Source organism: Klenkia sesuvii (assembly GCF_037083825.1).
Taxonomy (GTDB): domain Bacteria; phylum Actinomycetota; class Actinomycetes; order Mycobacteriales; family Geodermatophilaceae; genus Klenkia; species Klenkia sesuvii.
This window is the reverse complement of record NZ_JBAPLU010000001.1, coordinates 255,275-267,849: the sequence shown is the minus strand read 5'-3', so window position 1 is coordinate 267,849 and position 12,575 is coordinate 255,275. Positions and strand designations below refer to the sequence as shown.

The 12,575-nt window shown below is 74.5% G+C and carries 14 protein-coding genes; 9 read left to right on the top strand and 5 right to left on the bottom strand.

Going from position 1 to position 12,575, the window contains the following annotated elements:
* Positions 1-12: 12 nt before the first annotated feature.
* Both purF and purM read left to right on the top strand, forming a co-directional pair.
* Positions 13-1,593, top strand: coding sequence for an amidophosphoribosyltransferase (gene purF, locus TEK04_RS01350; RefSeq protein ID WP_336402497.1), 1,581 nt, complete (start codon positions 13-15; stop codon positions 1,591-1,593).
* The gene (gene purM, locus TEK04_RS01345; protein WP_336402496.1) at positions 1,590-2,648 is read left to right on the top strand and encodes a phosphoribosylformylglycinamidine cyclo-ligase; all 1,059 of its coding nucleotides are present in this window, start codon (positions 1,590-1,592) and stop codon (positions 2,646-2,648) included. The genes purF and purM overlap by 4 nt, the downstream gene beginning before the upstream one ends.
* A 90-nt stretch (positions 2,649-2,738) precedes the next feature.
* On the opposite strand, the gene TEK04_RS01340 is transcribed toward purM, so the two are convergent.
* Both TEK04_RS01340 and TEK04_RS01335 read right to left on the bottom strand, forming a co-directional pair.
* Complete coding sequence (locus TEK04_RS01340) at positions 2,739-2,954, bottom strand: DUF3073 domain-containing protein (protein ID WP_336402495.1); 216 nt, start codon at positions 2,952-2,954, stop codon at positions 2,739-2,741.
* 183 nt (positions 2,955-3,137) lie between these two features.
* Positions 3,138-4,208, bottom strand: a complete 1,071-nt coding sequence (locus TEK04_RS01335; protein WP_336402494.1) for a Leu/Phe/Val dehydrogenase — start codon at positions 4,206-4,208, stop codon at positions 3,138-3,140.
* A gap of 70 nt (positions 4,209-4,278) precedes the next feature.
* Here TEK04_RS01335 and TEK04_RS01330 point away from each other — a divergent pair, with 70 nt between their 5' ends.
* The 5 genes from TEK04_RS01330 (at position 4,279) to TEK04_RS01310 (ending at position 9,336) form a co-directional block, all read left to right on the top strand.
* Positions 4,279-5,040, top strand: coding sequence for a GntR family transcriptional regulator (locus TEK04_RS01330; protein WP_336402493.1), 762 nt, complete (start codon positions 4,279-4,281; stop codon positions 5,038-5,040).
* Between the two features lie 59 nt (positions 5,041-5,099).
* Positions 5,100-6,080: a substrate-binding domain-containing protein gene (locus TEK04_RS01325; protein WP_336402492.1), complete on the top strand. Its 981-nt coding sequence runs from the start codon at positions 5,100-5,102 to the stop codon at positions 6,078-6,080.
* The gene (locus TEK04_RS01320) at positions 6,077-7,090 is read left to right on the top strand and encodes an ABC transporter permease (RefSeq protein WP_336402491.1); all 1,014 of its coding nucleotides are present in this window, start codon (positions 6,077-6,079) and stop codon (positions 7,088-7,090) included. Before TEK04_RS01325 ends, TEK04_RS01320 begins: the two co-directional genes overlap by 4 nt.
* Positions 7,087-7,869: an ATP-binding cassette domain-containing protein gene (locus TEK04_RS01315; RefSeq protein WP_336402490.1), complete on the top strand. Its 783-nt coding sequence runs from the start codon at positions 7,087-7,089 to the stop codon at positions 7,867-7,869. The genes TEK04_RS01320 and TEK04_RS01315 overlap by 4 nt, the downstream gene beginning before the upstream one ends.
* A gap of 174 nt (positions 7,870-8,043) precedes the next feature.
* Positions 8,044-9,336, top strand: a complete 1,293-nt coding sequence (locus TEK04_RS01310; RefSeq protein ID WP_336402489.1) for a peptidoglycan DD-metalloendopeptidase family protein — start codon at positions 8,044-8,046, stop codon at positions 9,334-9,336.
* Positions 9,337-9,364: 28 nt separating this feature from the next.
* Here the strand turns inward: TEK04_RS01310 and TEK04_RS01305 are convergent, their stop codons facing one another.
* The 3 genes from TEK04_RS01305 to TEK04_RS01295 all read right to left on the bottom strand — a co-directional run bounded on the left by TEK04_RS01305 (position 9,365) and on the right by TEK04_RS01295 (position 11,034).
* Complete coding sequence (locus tag TEK04_RS01305) at positions 9,365-9,895, bottom strand: hypothetical protein (RefSeq protein WP_336402488.1); 531 nt, start codon at positions 9,893-9,895, stop codon at positions 9,365-9,367.
* A 72-nt stretch (positions 9,896-9,967) separates the two neighbouring features.
* Positions 9,968-10,480, bottom strand: coding sequence for a hypothetical protein (locus TEK04_RS01300; protein ID WP_336402487.1), 513 nt, complete (start codon positions 10,478-10,480; stop codon positions 9,968-9,970).
* A gap of 41 nt (positions 10,481-10,521) precedes the next feature.
* Positions 10,522-11,034 carry a hypothetical protein gene (locus TEK04_RS01295; RefSeq protein ID WP_336402486.1) on the bottom strand — a complete coding sequence of 171 codons (513 nt, stop codon included), beginning with the start codon at positions 11,032-11,034 and terminating at the stop codon, positions 10,522-10,524.
* A gap of 52 nt (positions 11,035-11,086) precedes the next feature.
* Between TEK04_RS01295 and TEK04_RS01290 the strand changes: the two genes are divergently transcribed.
* Both TEK04_RS01290 and TEK04_RS01285 read left to right on the top strand, forming a co-directional pair.
* Positions 11,087-11,956 (top strand): MBL fold metallo-hydrolase, encoded by an 870-nt coding sequence (locus TEK04_RS01290; protein ID WP_336402485.1) that lies wholly within the window; start codon positions 11,087-11,089, stop codon positions 11,954-11,956.
* The gene (locus TEK04_RS01285) at positions 11,953-12,561 is read left to right on the top strand and encodes a transglutaminase-like domain-containing protein (RefSeq protein ID WP_336402484.1); all 609 of its coding nucleotides are present in this window, start codon (positions 11,953-11,955) and stop codon (positions 12,559-12,561) included. Before TEK04_RS01290 ends, TEK04_RS01285 begins: the two co-directional genes overlap by 4 nt.
* Positions 12,562-12,575: the final 14 nt, after the last annotated feature.

Sequence of the window (12,575 nt, the reverse complement as noted above, 5' to 3'; positions counted from 1 at the left end):
ACTGTTGGTCGTGTGCCTCGCGGTGATGGACGGCTGACGCACGACCTCGACCCCCAGGACGCCGGACCCCAGGACGCCTGCGGCGTCTTCGGTGTCTGGGCACCGGGGGAGGAGGTCGCCAAGCTCACCTACTTCGGTCTGTACGCCCTCCAGCACCGCGGTCAGGAGGCGGCGGGCATCGCGGTGTCCGACGGCGCCTCCGTCGTGGTCTACAAGGACCTCGGCCTGGTCAGCCAGGTCTTCGACGAGTCGACGCTCTCCAGCCTGCACGGCTTCCTCGCCGTCGGGCACACCCGGTACTCCACGACCGGCGCCTCCACCTGGGAGAACGCCCAGCCCACCTTCCGCACCACGGGCGGGGGCAGCGGCATCGCGCTGTGCCACAACGGCAACCTGGTGAACACCGCCGAGCTGGCCAGCCGCGCCGCCGACGAGGGGGTGTCGGGGGCGTTCTCGGCCACCACCGACTCCGACATCGTCACCGCGCTCATCGCCGCCAAGCAGGACCTCTCGGTCGAGGCCGCCGCGATGCAGGTGCTGCCCGCCCTGCGCGGCGCGTTCAGCTTCACCTTCATGGACGAGACCACCCTCTACGCCGCCCGCGACGCCCAGGGCGTGCGCCCGCTGGTGCTCGGGCGGCTCGAGCGCGGGTGGGTCGTGGCCAGCGAGACCGCCGCCCTGGACATCGTCGGCGCCTCCTACGTGCGCGAGGTCGAGCCCGGCGAGCTCATCGCCATCGACGAGGACGGGCTGCGCTCCCAGCACTTCGCCCCCGCCGAGCCCAAGGGTTGCGTGTTCGAGTACGTCTACCTCGCCCGCCCCGACACCACGATCTCCGGCCGCGGGGTGCACGCCGCCCGGGTCGAGATCGGCCGGCGGCTGGCCCGCGAGCACCCGGTCGAGGCCGACCTGGTCATCCCCGTCCCCGAGTCGGGCACCCCGGCCGCGGTCGGCTACGCCGAGGCCTCGGGCATCCCCTACGGGCTGGGCCTGGTCAAGAACTCCTACGTGGGCCGCACGTTCATCCAGCCCAGCCAGACCATCCGCCAGCTGGGCATCCGGCTCAAGCTCAACCCGCTGCGCGACGTCATCCGCGGCAAGCGCCTGGTCGTCGTCGACGACTCGATCGTGCGCGGGAACACCCAGCGGGCACTGGTGCGCATGCTGCGCGAGGCCGGGGCGGTCGAGGTGCACGTGCGCATCGCCTCGCCCCCGGTGAAGTGGCCGTGCTTCTACGGCATCGACTTCGCCAGCCGCGCCGAGCTGGTCGCCAACGGCCTGGACACCGACGGCGTGCGCGCCTCGATCAACGCCGACTCGCTGGGCTACGTCAGCGAGGCCGGCATGGTCGCGGCCACCGAGCAGCCGGCCACCCGGCTGTGCTCGGCCTGCTTCACCGGCGACTACCCGATCCCGCTGGGCGAGCCCGAGGTCCTGGGCAAGCACGTGCTCGAGGGCATCACCAAGCGCACGCTGCCGGTGCTCGACGACGTCGACCGCGAGGCCGCCCGCGCCGTGAGCGGCTGGACCGGCCAGCAGGCCGGCAGCCCCAGCGTGGCCGGCGGCGCCGACGACGCCCTCACCCGCCCGTGAGCGGGTTCACCTACGCCGGGTCCGGCGTCGACATCGACGCCGGCGAGCGCGCCGTCGCCCTCATGAAGGGTGCGGTCGAGGCCACCAACCGCCCCGAGGTGGTCGGCGGCCTCGGTGGCTTCGCGGGGCTGTTCGCGCTGGACACCCAGAAGTACCGCACGCCGCTGCTGGCGTCGTCCACCGACGGCGTGGGCACCAAGATCGCGCTGGCCCGCGAGCTGGACCGGCACGACACCGTCGGCATCGACCTGGTGGCCATGTGCGTCGACGACCTCGTCGCCTGCGGGGCCGAGCCGCTGTTCCTGCAGGACTACGTGGCCTGCGGGAAGGTCGTGCCCGAGCGCATCGCCGCGATCGTCACCGGCATCGCCACCGGGTGCCGCCTGGCCGGTGCCTCGCTGGTCGGCGGCGAGACCGCCGAGCACGGCGACCTCATGGGCGCCGACGAGTACGACCTGGCCGCCACCGCGGTCGGCGTCGTCGAGGCCGACGCGGTGCTGGGCCCCGAGCGGGTGCGCGAGGGCGACGTCGTGGTGGCCATGGCCTCCTCGGGCTTCCATTCCAACGGCTACTCCCTGGTGCGCCGGGTGGTCGCCGAGGCGGGCCTGGACCTGCGCTCCACCCCGGCCGGCCTCGACCGCGAGCTGGGCGCCACCCTGCTCGAGCCGACGCGCATCTACGCCCTCGACTGCCTCGCACTGGTCGCCGAGCTCGGGGTCGCGCAGGTGCACGCCTTCGCGCACATCACCGGCGGCGGGCTGGCCGGCAACGCCGCCCGCGTCGTCCCCGACGGGCTGGTCGCCGAGCTCGACCGCAGCACGTGGGCCCTGCCGGCCGCGGTGCACCTGCTGGAGTCGCACGGCGTGCCGCGCGCAGAGTCCGAGCGCGCCTTCAACTGCGGCGTCGGCATGGTCGCCGCCGTCGCCCCCGAGGCTGCTGACCGCACGGTCGCCCTGCTCACCGCGCGCGGCGTGCCCGCCTGGGTCGCGGGCACGGTCGGACGGCGGTCGGACGCCGACGCGCCCGCTGCCCACCTGGTGGGCGACTACCGCTGAGGCAGCACGACAGCACCGCCGTCCTGGCGGGACGGCGGTGCTCGTGGTGGTGCGGTGGTGCGGTCCAGCTGGGTCGACGACCCACGCGGATCAGCGGCTGGCGACCCAGCCGTCGTCCGAGTCGTCGTCGTCGATCCATCGCGAGGCGATGTCGTCCTCGTCGTCGTCCTTGGGCCCGCGGGCCGGGAAGGACGACGGCTGACCACCGAGTTCCCGCTGCAGCGCAGTCAGGTCGGTGGTGGGTGAGCTGTACTTGAGCTCACGGGCCACGCGTGTCTGCTTGGCCTTCGCTCGGCCGCGCCCCATGGCTCGACCCCCTCGTTACGGAGTGGCGGCCGTCCAGCGCTGGGCTTGGACGGCCCGACTGGCGACCCCGACTGAGTGATTGTGTCCGCCGACGAGCTTACGTCACGGATCGGGGCTCGGCACACGTCCTCGTCGCGAGTCCCCCGGACGGGCAGGTCAGGCGGCCTGGCCGTGATCGGGGTCTCAGCGTGTCCCGGGCAACCGGATGGCCGAGAGCCGGCCCACGGAGCGCATCCGTTCCTCGGCCAGGCGGTCGGCGGCCACGGCCGGGGTGACCCCCTCGGCGTCGGCGGCGGCGAAGACCCGGAGGGCCACGTCGAAGATGGTCGCGGCGTTGGCCTCGGCCCGGGCGAAGTCGAAGCCGTGCCGCTCGTCCTCCACCTGGATGACCCCGCCGGCGTTCACCAGGTAGTCGGGGGCGTAGAGGATGCCCCGGTCGGCCAGCAGCTGCGCGGTGCCGTCGTGCACGAGCTGGTTGTTGGCACCGCCGCACACGACCTCCGCGGGCAGGACGGCGACGGTGGCGTCGTCGAGCGCGCCGCCCAGGGCACAGGGGGCGTAGACGTCGTGCGGGGTGCGCACCAGCTCGGCGGTGTCGGCCACGGCGCGGGCGGCGGGGTGCTTGGCGAGCACCCGCTCGACCGCGGCCGCGTCGACGTCGGTGACCACCACGGAGGCGCCGTCCTCGACCAGCGAGTCGACCAGCCACGACCCGACCTTGCCGACGCCGGCGACCGCGACCGTCCGCCCCGCCAGCGACGGTGTGCCCCAGCGGTGCTGCGCCGCGGCCCGCATGCCCTGGAAGACGCCGTACGCGGTGAGCACCGAGGAGTCGCCGCACCCGCCGCGGGCCAGCGAGCGGCCGTGGGCGTAGCGGGTCTCGCGGGCCACGACGTCGAGGTCGGCGTTGGAGGTGCCGACGTCGCAGGCGGTGAGGTAGCGCCCGCCGAGGGACTCGACGAACCGGCCGTAGGCGCGCAGCAGCGCCTCGGTCCTGTGCCGCGCGGGGTCCCCGATGACCACGCCCTTGCCGCCGCCGAGGTCGAGCCCGGCCAGGCTGTTCTTGTAGGCCATCGCCTTCGAGAGGGCCAGCGCGTCGGCGACGGCCTCGGCCTCGGAGGCGTAGGGGAAGAAGCGGGTGCCGCCCAGGGCCGGCCCGAGGGCGGTCGAGTAGATCGCGATGACCGCCCGCAGCCCGGACTCCTCGTCGGTGCAGAAGACCACTTGCTCGTGCCCGGAGCCGAAGACGTCCACGTCGCAGAGCCTACGAGCCCCCGGCATGACAGGCTGGTGCGTCGAGCAGGAGCCACCGAGGAGGACGAGGGTGCGGGAGACCGAGCGGGTGTCCGACCTCGTCGCCGGGCTGCGGCTGGACCGCACCAGCTCCGTGCCGCTGTACCGCCAGGTCGCCCGGTTCCTCGAGCAGGGCATCGCCTCGGGCCGGCTGCCGCCGGGCACCCGGCTGGACAACGAGGTCGCCCTGGCCGACTCCCTCGGGCTCTCCCGGCCGACCCTGCGCCAGGCGATGCGCTACCTCGTCGAGCAGGGCCTCATCGTGCGCCGGCGCGGGGCGGGCACCCGGGTGGGCTCGCCCCTGCGGTTGCCCCCGCCGGAGCCGACGAGCAGCTACGACGAGCTGGTGCGCGCCGACGAGGACCCAGCCACCCGCGTGCTGTCGCACACCACCGGACCGGCCGACCCCGGCACCGCCCGTGCGCTGGGCATCCCGGCGGGGGCGGACGCGGTGACCGTCGTCCGGCTGCGGGCCGTGCGCGGCGCGCCGATCGCCCGGCTGACCAACTGGGTGCGCGCGGGGTTGCTCGACCTCGACGACGCCGAGCTGGAGCGCACCGGCCTCTACGCGCTGATCCGGGCCGCGGGCCTGGAGATGCGCACGGCCCGGCAGGTCATCGGCGCGCGCCCGGCCACCCCCGAGGAGGCCGAGCTGCTCGACACCCCGCCGGGGGCGATCCTGCTCACGATGGAGCGCACCTCCTACGACCGGCACGGCACCCCGGTCGAGCACGGCCAGCACGTCTACGTGGCCGACCGGTACTCCTTCGAGATGAGCCTGCTGACCCCCTGAGCGCGGACCAGACATACTCGTCCACTGGTATGCCCGCTCTGCAGGAGGAAGTCCCACCCATGCGCATCACCCGATCTGCCCGCGCGCTCGCCGTCGCCGGCACCCTCGCCGGCGTCCTGGCCCTCAGCGCCTGCAGCGGCACCGGGCGGGAGGACACCTCCGGCGACGCCGCCGGCGCCGACCTCGACATCGCCGTCATCACCCACGGCGCCCCCGGTGACTCGTTCTGGGACGTCGTCCGCTCCGGCGCCGACCAGGCCGGCGAGGACCTCGGCGTCACGGTCGACTACAACAGCGACCCCGACCCGACCCGGCAGGCCGAGCTGATCGACAACGCCGTGTCCCAGGGCGTCGACGGCATCGTCGTCTCCATGGCCAACCCCGACGGCCTGCGCGACTCGGTCGAGGCCGCGGTCGCCGCCGGCATCCCGGTCATCACGATCAACTCCGGGCAGGGCCGCTCGGCCGAGTTCGGCGCGATCACCCACGTCGGCCAGGACGAGACCACCGCCGGCGAGGCGGTCGGCGCCCGGCTGAACGAGGAGGGCCAGACCGGCAAGGTCCTGTGCGTCATCCACGAGGCCGGCAACATCGGCCTGGAGGACCGCTGCTCGGCGGTCGCCTCGACCTACGCCGGCGAGGTGGAGAACCTGCAGGTCGACGGCACCGACACCGCCCAGGTGCAGGACACCATCCTGTCCAAGCTGCAGTCGGACCCGAGCGTGGGCACGGTCCTCGCGCTGCAGGGCCAGGTCGCGGTCGCCGCGGTCGCGGCCCAGGGCGACGCGGGCACCTCGGCCCAGATCGACACCTTCGACATCTCCTCCGACGTGCTCGACGCGATCACCGCCGGCGACATCACCTTCGCCGTCGACCAGCAGCCCTACCTGCAGGGCTACCTGCCGGTCTCGTTCCTGCAGCTCTACGCGACCAACGGCAACGTCGTCGGCGGTGGCCAGCCGGTCAACTCCGGCCCGGCCTTCGTCACCTCGGACAACGCCGCCGACGTCGCCCGGTACGCCGCCAACGGCACCCGATGACCACAGCCGTCCCGACCCGGGCCACCACCCGGGTGCTCCGCCGGCCCGAGGTCGGGGCGGCCGTCGCGGCGCTCGCCGTGCTGGTGTTCTTCACCGTCGTCGCCGACCAGTTCCTCACGCCCTCGGGCGTCGGCACGTGGCTGAACTCGGCGTCCCGCTTCGGGATCATGGCCGTGGCGGTGGCGATGCTCATGATCGGCGGCGAGTTCGACCTCTCCGCCGGTGCGATGACGGGGGCCACGGGCCTGCTCGTCGGGGTCGCCACCACCGGCTACGGGCTCAACGTGTGGGTCGCCGTCCTGGTCGCCCTGGTCGTCGCGCTGGCCATCGGCGCGCTCAACGGGGTGCTCGTCGTCCGCACCGGCCTGCCCAGCTTCATCGTCACCCTGGGCACCTTCTTCGTGCTGCAGGGCATCGACCTGGCGCTGGTCAAGCTGGTCTACGGCCAGGTCGCCGTCCAGGGGTTCGCCGACGTGCCCCACGTCGACTCGGTGCGGCCGCTGTTCGGCGGGGGCTTCTCCCTCGGCGGGGCCAGCATCTCGGTGTCGGTGCTGTGGTTCCTGGCGGTCACCGCCGTGGCCACGCTGGTGCTGCTGCGCACCCGGGCCGGAAACTGGGTGTTCGCCGTCGGCGGGGCGCAGACCAGCGCCCGGGCCACCGGGGTGCCGGTGGCCCGCACGAAGGTGGGGCTGTTCATGACGACGGCCGGGGCGGGGTGGCTGGTCGGCATGATCAGCCTGTTCCAGAGCTCGACCGTGCAGAGCTCGACCGGCGTGGGCGACGAGTTCGTGTACATCATCTGCGCCGTCGTCGGCGGGTGCCTGCTCACCGGTGGCTACGGGTCGGCGGTGGGCGCGGCGCTGGGCGCGCTGATCTACGGCATGACCCGGCAGGGCGTGGTCTACGCCGGCTGGGACAGCAACTGGCTCTACGCCTTCCTGGGCGTGATGCTGCTGGCTGCCGTGCTGGTCAACAACGCGGTGCGGGTGCGGGCGGAGCGGCTGCGGTGAGCGCCCCGCTGATCGAGGTGACCGACCTGGGCAAGACCTACGGGTCGGTCGTGGCGCTGCGCGGGGTCACCACGACCGTGCGGGCCGGCGAGGTGACGTGCGTGCTCGGTGACAACGGTGCCGGCAAGTCCACGTTCATCAAGATCCTGTCCGGGGCGCACCAGCACACCGAGGGCACCTACCGCGTGGACGGGGTCGAGCAGCACATGACCAGCCCGCGCGACGCCCTGGCCCTGGGCATCGCGACGGTCTATCAGGACCTCGCCGTCGTCCCGCTCATGCCGGTCTGGCGCAACTTCTTCCTGGGCTCCGAGCCGCGCCGCGGCCCGCTGCGCCTGCTCGACGTCGACCTCATGAAGCGGACCACGCACGAGGAGATGGCCGCCATGGGCATCTCCCTGCGGGACGTCGACCAGCCCATCGGCACCCTCTCCGGGGGCGAGCGGCAGTGCGTGGCCATCGCGCGGGCAGTGCACTTCGGCGCCCGCGTGCTGATCCTCGACGAGCCCACGGCCGCCCTGGGCGTCACCCAGTCCGGTGTGGTGCTGCGCTACGTCGCGCGGGCCCGCGAGCGGGGCCTGGGGGTCGTGTTCATCACCCACAACCCGCACCACGCCTACCCGGTGGGGGACCGCTTCCTGGTGCTGCGCCGGGGGCAGAGCATCGCCGACCGCGCGAGGGCCGAGCTGACCCGCGAGGAGCTGGTCGAGCTCATGTCCGGCGGGGGCGAGCTCGACGCGTTGGCCCACGAGCTGGAGCGAGATCCGCTCGTCGACTGAAGTCGTGCTCAAGGTCGGACCGGGCCGTGTCGATGGAACAGGGACAGACGGAACGGGCCGACGGTTCGTGACGGACTGGTCCAGGCTGCCCCGGCGTGTTGCGCATGTGACTGGTGGGGCTGGTGGGACAGTCCATCGGCTCCTCCGCCATCCCTCTTCCCCAGGGAGCGCACCATGTCGCAGCGCCCGCTGCGTGCCACCCTCGTGGCTGCCCTCGCGGCCTCCACGGTCCTGCTCGGCGCCGGTCCGGCCTTCGCCGTCCCCGCGGCGCCGGGCAACCCGAGCGACGGCGAGCTGACCGCGGCGCAGGCCGCCCAGGACGCGGCCGCGGCCGAGGTCGGGCGCATCGCCGGTCTGGTGGCCGGCGCCCAGGCGCAGCTGGAGCAGGCGTCGGTGCAGGCCGAGTCGGCCGGCATCGCCTACGAGGCCGCCCAGGAGGCCCTGGGCATCGCCCAGGCCGCGGCGGACCAGACCGCGACTGCCCTCGCCGTGGCCACCGACCAGGTGACCGCGTCGCAGGCCCGCATCTCGGCGTTCTCCCGGGACACCTACATGAACGGCGCCACGCTGACCACCGCGGTGGTGCTGCTGGACGCCCGCGGACCGGGCGAGCTGGTCGAGCGCGCCGCGATGCTGGAGTGGGTGGCCGACAACCAGGTCGACGTCCTGGGCGAGCTCGAGGTCGCGCAGGTGGCCCAGGCCAACGCCGACTCCGCAGCCCGGCAGGCGCTGGACCAGCAGGCGGCCGCCGAGCAGGCCGCGGCCGACGCCAAGAGCGCCGCGGACTCGCAGGTCGCCGCCCAGCAGGCCGCGGTCGCGCAGGTGAGCGCGGAGAAGACGAGCTACGAGGCCCAGCTGCAGGCCGCGCAGATCCAGCTGCTGTCCCTGCAGGGGGCCCGCAACGCCTACCAGGCGTGGCTGGACCAGAAGGCCGCCGAGGAGGCCGCGGCCGCCCGGGCGCAGCAGCAGGCGGCCGCCGCCGCTGCGGCGGCCGCGGCCGCGGCCCGGCAGGCCCCGCCGCCGCCGACCTCGGTCGGCGGGGACGGCGGCGGTGGCGGTGGCGGTGGCTACGTGCTGCCGGCGGCGGGGCGCACCAGCAGCTGCTTCGGGTCGCGCTGGGGCACCACGCACAACGGGGTCGACATCGCCGCCCCCATCGGGACGCCGGTCTACGCCGCGACGTCGGGCACCGTGCAGCGGGCCGGTGCGGCCACCGGTTTCGGCCAGGCGGTCTACGTCCGCGGCGACGACGGCGCGGTCACCGTCTACGGCCACGTCAGCCGCTACTACGTCCGGGCCGGTGAGCGGGTCTCGGCGGGCGAGCAGATCGCCGACGTCGGCAACGAGGGCCAGTCCACCGGCCCGCACCTGCACTTCGAGGTGCACCCCAACGGTGCCATGTACAGCGGTGCGGTCGACCCCGTGCCGTGGATGTCGGCCCGCGGGGTGAGCATCCGCGGCTGCTGACGCCGACCGGGTCGCTGGGCCCGCCGGGTCAGCTGGTCGCCGTGGCGCTGGGCTCGGCGGCGTCGATGCCGCAGGTGGAGGACAGGTAGTCCTGCAGCTCCGTCTGGTCCTGGGCCGCGGTGGTCTGCAGCGCGCCGAACGCGGTGGCGAACTGCTGCTGCCCCTCGGGGGTGGTCAGGTCGACACCCTGGACCGCGGTGGCGGCGGTGTCGAGGGCGCCGGTGAAACGGGTCCACGCGTCGCTGATCTCGGCCGGGGGCTCGATGCCCTGCAGGCGCTCGGACGCCTGCGCGAGCAGGGTCGGGATGGCCGTCGGGTCGTCGCCGGCGCTGCTGAACGCCGACTCCAGGTCGGCGAACGCCGAGGTGGTGTCGCTGCAGAACGCGGCGGTGTCGGCGTCCAGGTCACCGGAGGACTGCTCCGCCGAGGAGGGCGCGGCCGAGGTCGAGGTGGCCGACGAGGTCGCCGCGGTGTCGTCGGAGCCACCGCTGCACGCGGTGAGCAGGGCCAGGGCGGCACTGCCGGCGACGACGGTCTTCACGGGGGTGGTCAGGCGCATGGCGGTGAGGCTACGGACACCGCGCTGCCCGGCGGGGCGACCACCGGGCAGCGCGGTTCGGCTGACGGGTCGTCAGCTGGTGGCCGGGGCGCTCCCGGTCGGCAGGTCGCAGTTGGCGTCCACGTAGGCGCTGACCTCCTCCTGTGCGGCCGAGGCGGTGTCCTCGAGCCCGGAGAAGGCCTCGGTGAAGGCCTGCTGACCCTCGGGGGTGGTGAGGTCGAGGCCCTGGACGTCCTGCACGGCCTGGGCCAGGGTGTCGGTCAGGGTGCCCCAGGAGTCGGCGATCTCGGCCGGCGGCTCGATGGAGCTGAGCTGGTCGGAGGCCTGCGCGAAGATCGACGGCAGGGCCGAGGGGTCGGTGGTCCCGGTGACGCCGTCGAGCTCGCTGAACGCGGCTTCGGCGTCGGCGCAGAACTCGGCGGCCGCAGGGTCGGTGGCCTCGGCGCCCTCGTCGGCGGCGGAGCTGGACGCCGCGGACGACGGCGAGCTCGCGGTGGAGTCGTCGGAACCGCCGCCGCAGGCGGTCAGCAGGGCCAGGGCGGCACTGCCGGCGACGACGGTCTTCAAGGGGGTGGTCAGGCGCATGCGCGCAGGTTACGGAACCGCTGCGGGGCAGCGGTCGACCCTCAGCTGGTCGGCGAGGCCCCGTCGTCGGCGCAGTTGGCGTCGGTCCAGTCCTCGAGGGCGTCCTCGGCGGGCTGAGCGGTCGGCTGGAGCTGGGCGTAGGCGTCCTGGAACGCCTGCTGGCCCTCGGGGGTGGTGAGGTCGTTGGCGGCGGCGGCCTGGGCCAGCTGGTCGTAGGCGTCGCGCAAGGTCTGCACGTCACCGGCGATGGCCGCCGGCGGGTCGAGGGCGTCGATGGCGTCGACCACCTGCGGGAGGATGGTGACCAGGCCCTCGGGGCCGGCGGCGTCGAGCTCGTCGTCGAACCCGTCGAGGCTCTGCTCGGCCTCGGTGCAGAACGTCGCGGTCTGGTCGTCGCCCGCCCCCGTGCTGGTCTCCGCCGAGCTCGAGCTGGTCTGCTCGGCCGAGGTGCCCGCGCTCGTCGCCGCCGCGGAGTCGTCGTCGGAGCCGCCGCAGGCGGCGAGGCCCAGCAGGGCCGTGGCGGACAGGGCGGCCAGTGCCGGTCGCATGCGCATGGCGACGACGCTAGCGGGGGTGGGCGATCCGCGCCCGGCTACGGTCGTCGGCGTGGACGCCCCGGTCGACCCCCGCCGCAGCTGGTCGTTGCCTGCGCCGGGCGAGCTGGCCCGCACCGCCGAGCCCGAGCCGCTGGTGACCCGGGTGCTGGCGCCCAACCCGTCGCCGATGACCCTCGACGGCACCAACACCTACGTGGTCGGCGCGCCGGGCAGCGGCCAGGTCGTCGTGGTCGACCCCGGGCCCGACGACCCCGCGCACCTGGCCGCGGTGGCCGAGGTGCTGGCCGCCCGCGACGCCGAGGTCGTCGGTGTGCTGGTCACCCACCACCACGGCGACCACGCCGAGGCGGCCCTGCCCTGGGCCGCTCGCTTCGGCGTGCCGGTGGCGGCGGGCAGTCGTGAGGTCACCGGGCCTGGGGGGCGGGTGCTCGAGGACGGGGACACGGTCGCCCTCGCGGGGACGACGCTGTCGGTGGTCGCGACGCCCGGTCACACCCGGGACCACCTGGCCTTCCGCACCGAGACCGGGTCGGTGCTGGTGGGGGACCACGTGCTGGGGCGCGGCACGTCGGTGGTGACGCACCCCGAGGGCGACGTGCTGGCCTACCTGGACTCGCTGCGGCGGGTGCACCGGCTGGGGCCGGCGGCGCTGTACTGCGGGCACGGGCCCGAGCTGACCGAGGACGTCGGCGCCGTGCTCGAGTTCTACGCCGCGCACCGCGCCCACCGGGAGTGGCAGCTGCTCGACGCCCTGCTCTCGGGTGCGCGGACCGTGGCCGAGCTGGTGGCGCACGTCTACGCCGAGGTGCCGCGGGCGGTGTGGCCGGCGGCCGAGCAGTCGACCCGGGCCACGCTGGCCAAGCTGTCGGCGACCGGCCAGGTGGTGCGCGGGGCCGGTGACAGCTGGCGGGTGGCGTGACCACGGACCTCCGCACCGCCCCGCCCGGGTTCCTGGCCGCGGACGACGTCGTCGACCTCGGGCACCCGGCGGTGCAGGCCGTGCGCTGGTCCTTGGCGCACGACCGTCCCGACGACGTCACCTACGCCCGCAGGGCCTTCGAGCACGTGCGTGATCGGGTCGACCACTCCTACGACGTGGCCGACCCGCGGGTGACGGTGCGCGCTTCGGAGGTGGCCGAGGCCGGTGTCGGGCTCTGCTACGCGCAGTCGCACCTGCTCGTCGCCCTGCTGCGGGCGCACGGGGTGCCGGCCGGTCTCTGCTACCAGCGGCTGGCCGCCCCCAGCGGCGGCCACGTCGTGCACGGGCTGGTCGCGGTGTCGGTGGCCGGTCGCTGGCACCGGCTCGACCCGCGGGGGACCGACGTGGCGTTCGACCTGGTCCGGGAAGCACTCGTGTACACCCCGGACCCCGCCCGGGGCGAGCGCGACGTCGTCGGGGTGTTCACGTCGCCCCCGGAGGAGGTGCTCTCCCCGCTGCGTGGTGTGGACGACGTGCTCCGCGCCGGGTTGGCCACCGACCTGCCCGACCGACCGGGCTCCGCGGGCGAGTCGGACGTCCCCTGAGGCGAGCCGCTGAC

Bases quoted from the DNA above. Each gene is read 5' to 3' on its own strand.
- TEK04_RS01340 (WP_336402495.1), bottom strand. From the start codon at position 2,954: ATGGGGCGCGGCCGAGCGAAGGCCAAGCAGACACGCGTGGCCCGTGAG.
- TEK04_RS01325 (WP_336402492.1), top strand. From the start codon at position 5,100: ATGCGCATCACCCGATCTGCCCGCGCGCTCGCCGTCGCCGGCACCCTC.
- TEK04_RS01320 (WP_336402491.1), top strand. From the start codon at position 6,077: ATGACCACAGCCGTCCCGACCCGGGCCACCACCCGGGTGCTCCGCCGG.
- TEK04_RS01310 (WP_336402489.1), top strand. From the start codon at position 8,044: ATGTCGCAGCGCCCGCTGCGTGCCACCCTCGTGGCTGCCCTCGCGGCC.
- TEK04_RS01305 (WP_336402488.1), bottom strand. From the start codon at position 9,895: ATGCGCCTGACCACCCCCGTGAAGACCGTCGTCGCCGGCAGTGCCGCC.
- TEK04_RS01300 (WP_336402487.1), bottom strand. From the start codon at position 10,480: ATGCGCCTGACCACCCCCTTGAAGACCGTCGTCGCCGGCAGTGCCGCC.
- TEK04_RS01295 (WP_336402486.1), bottom strand. From the start codon at position 11,034: ATGCGCATGCGACCGGCACTGGCCGCCCTGTCCGCCACGGCCCTGCTG.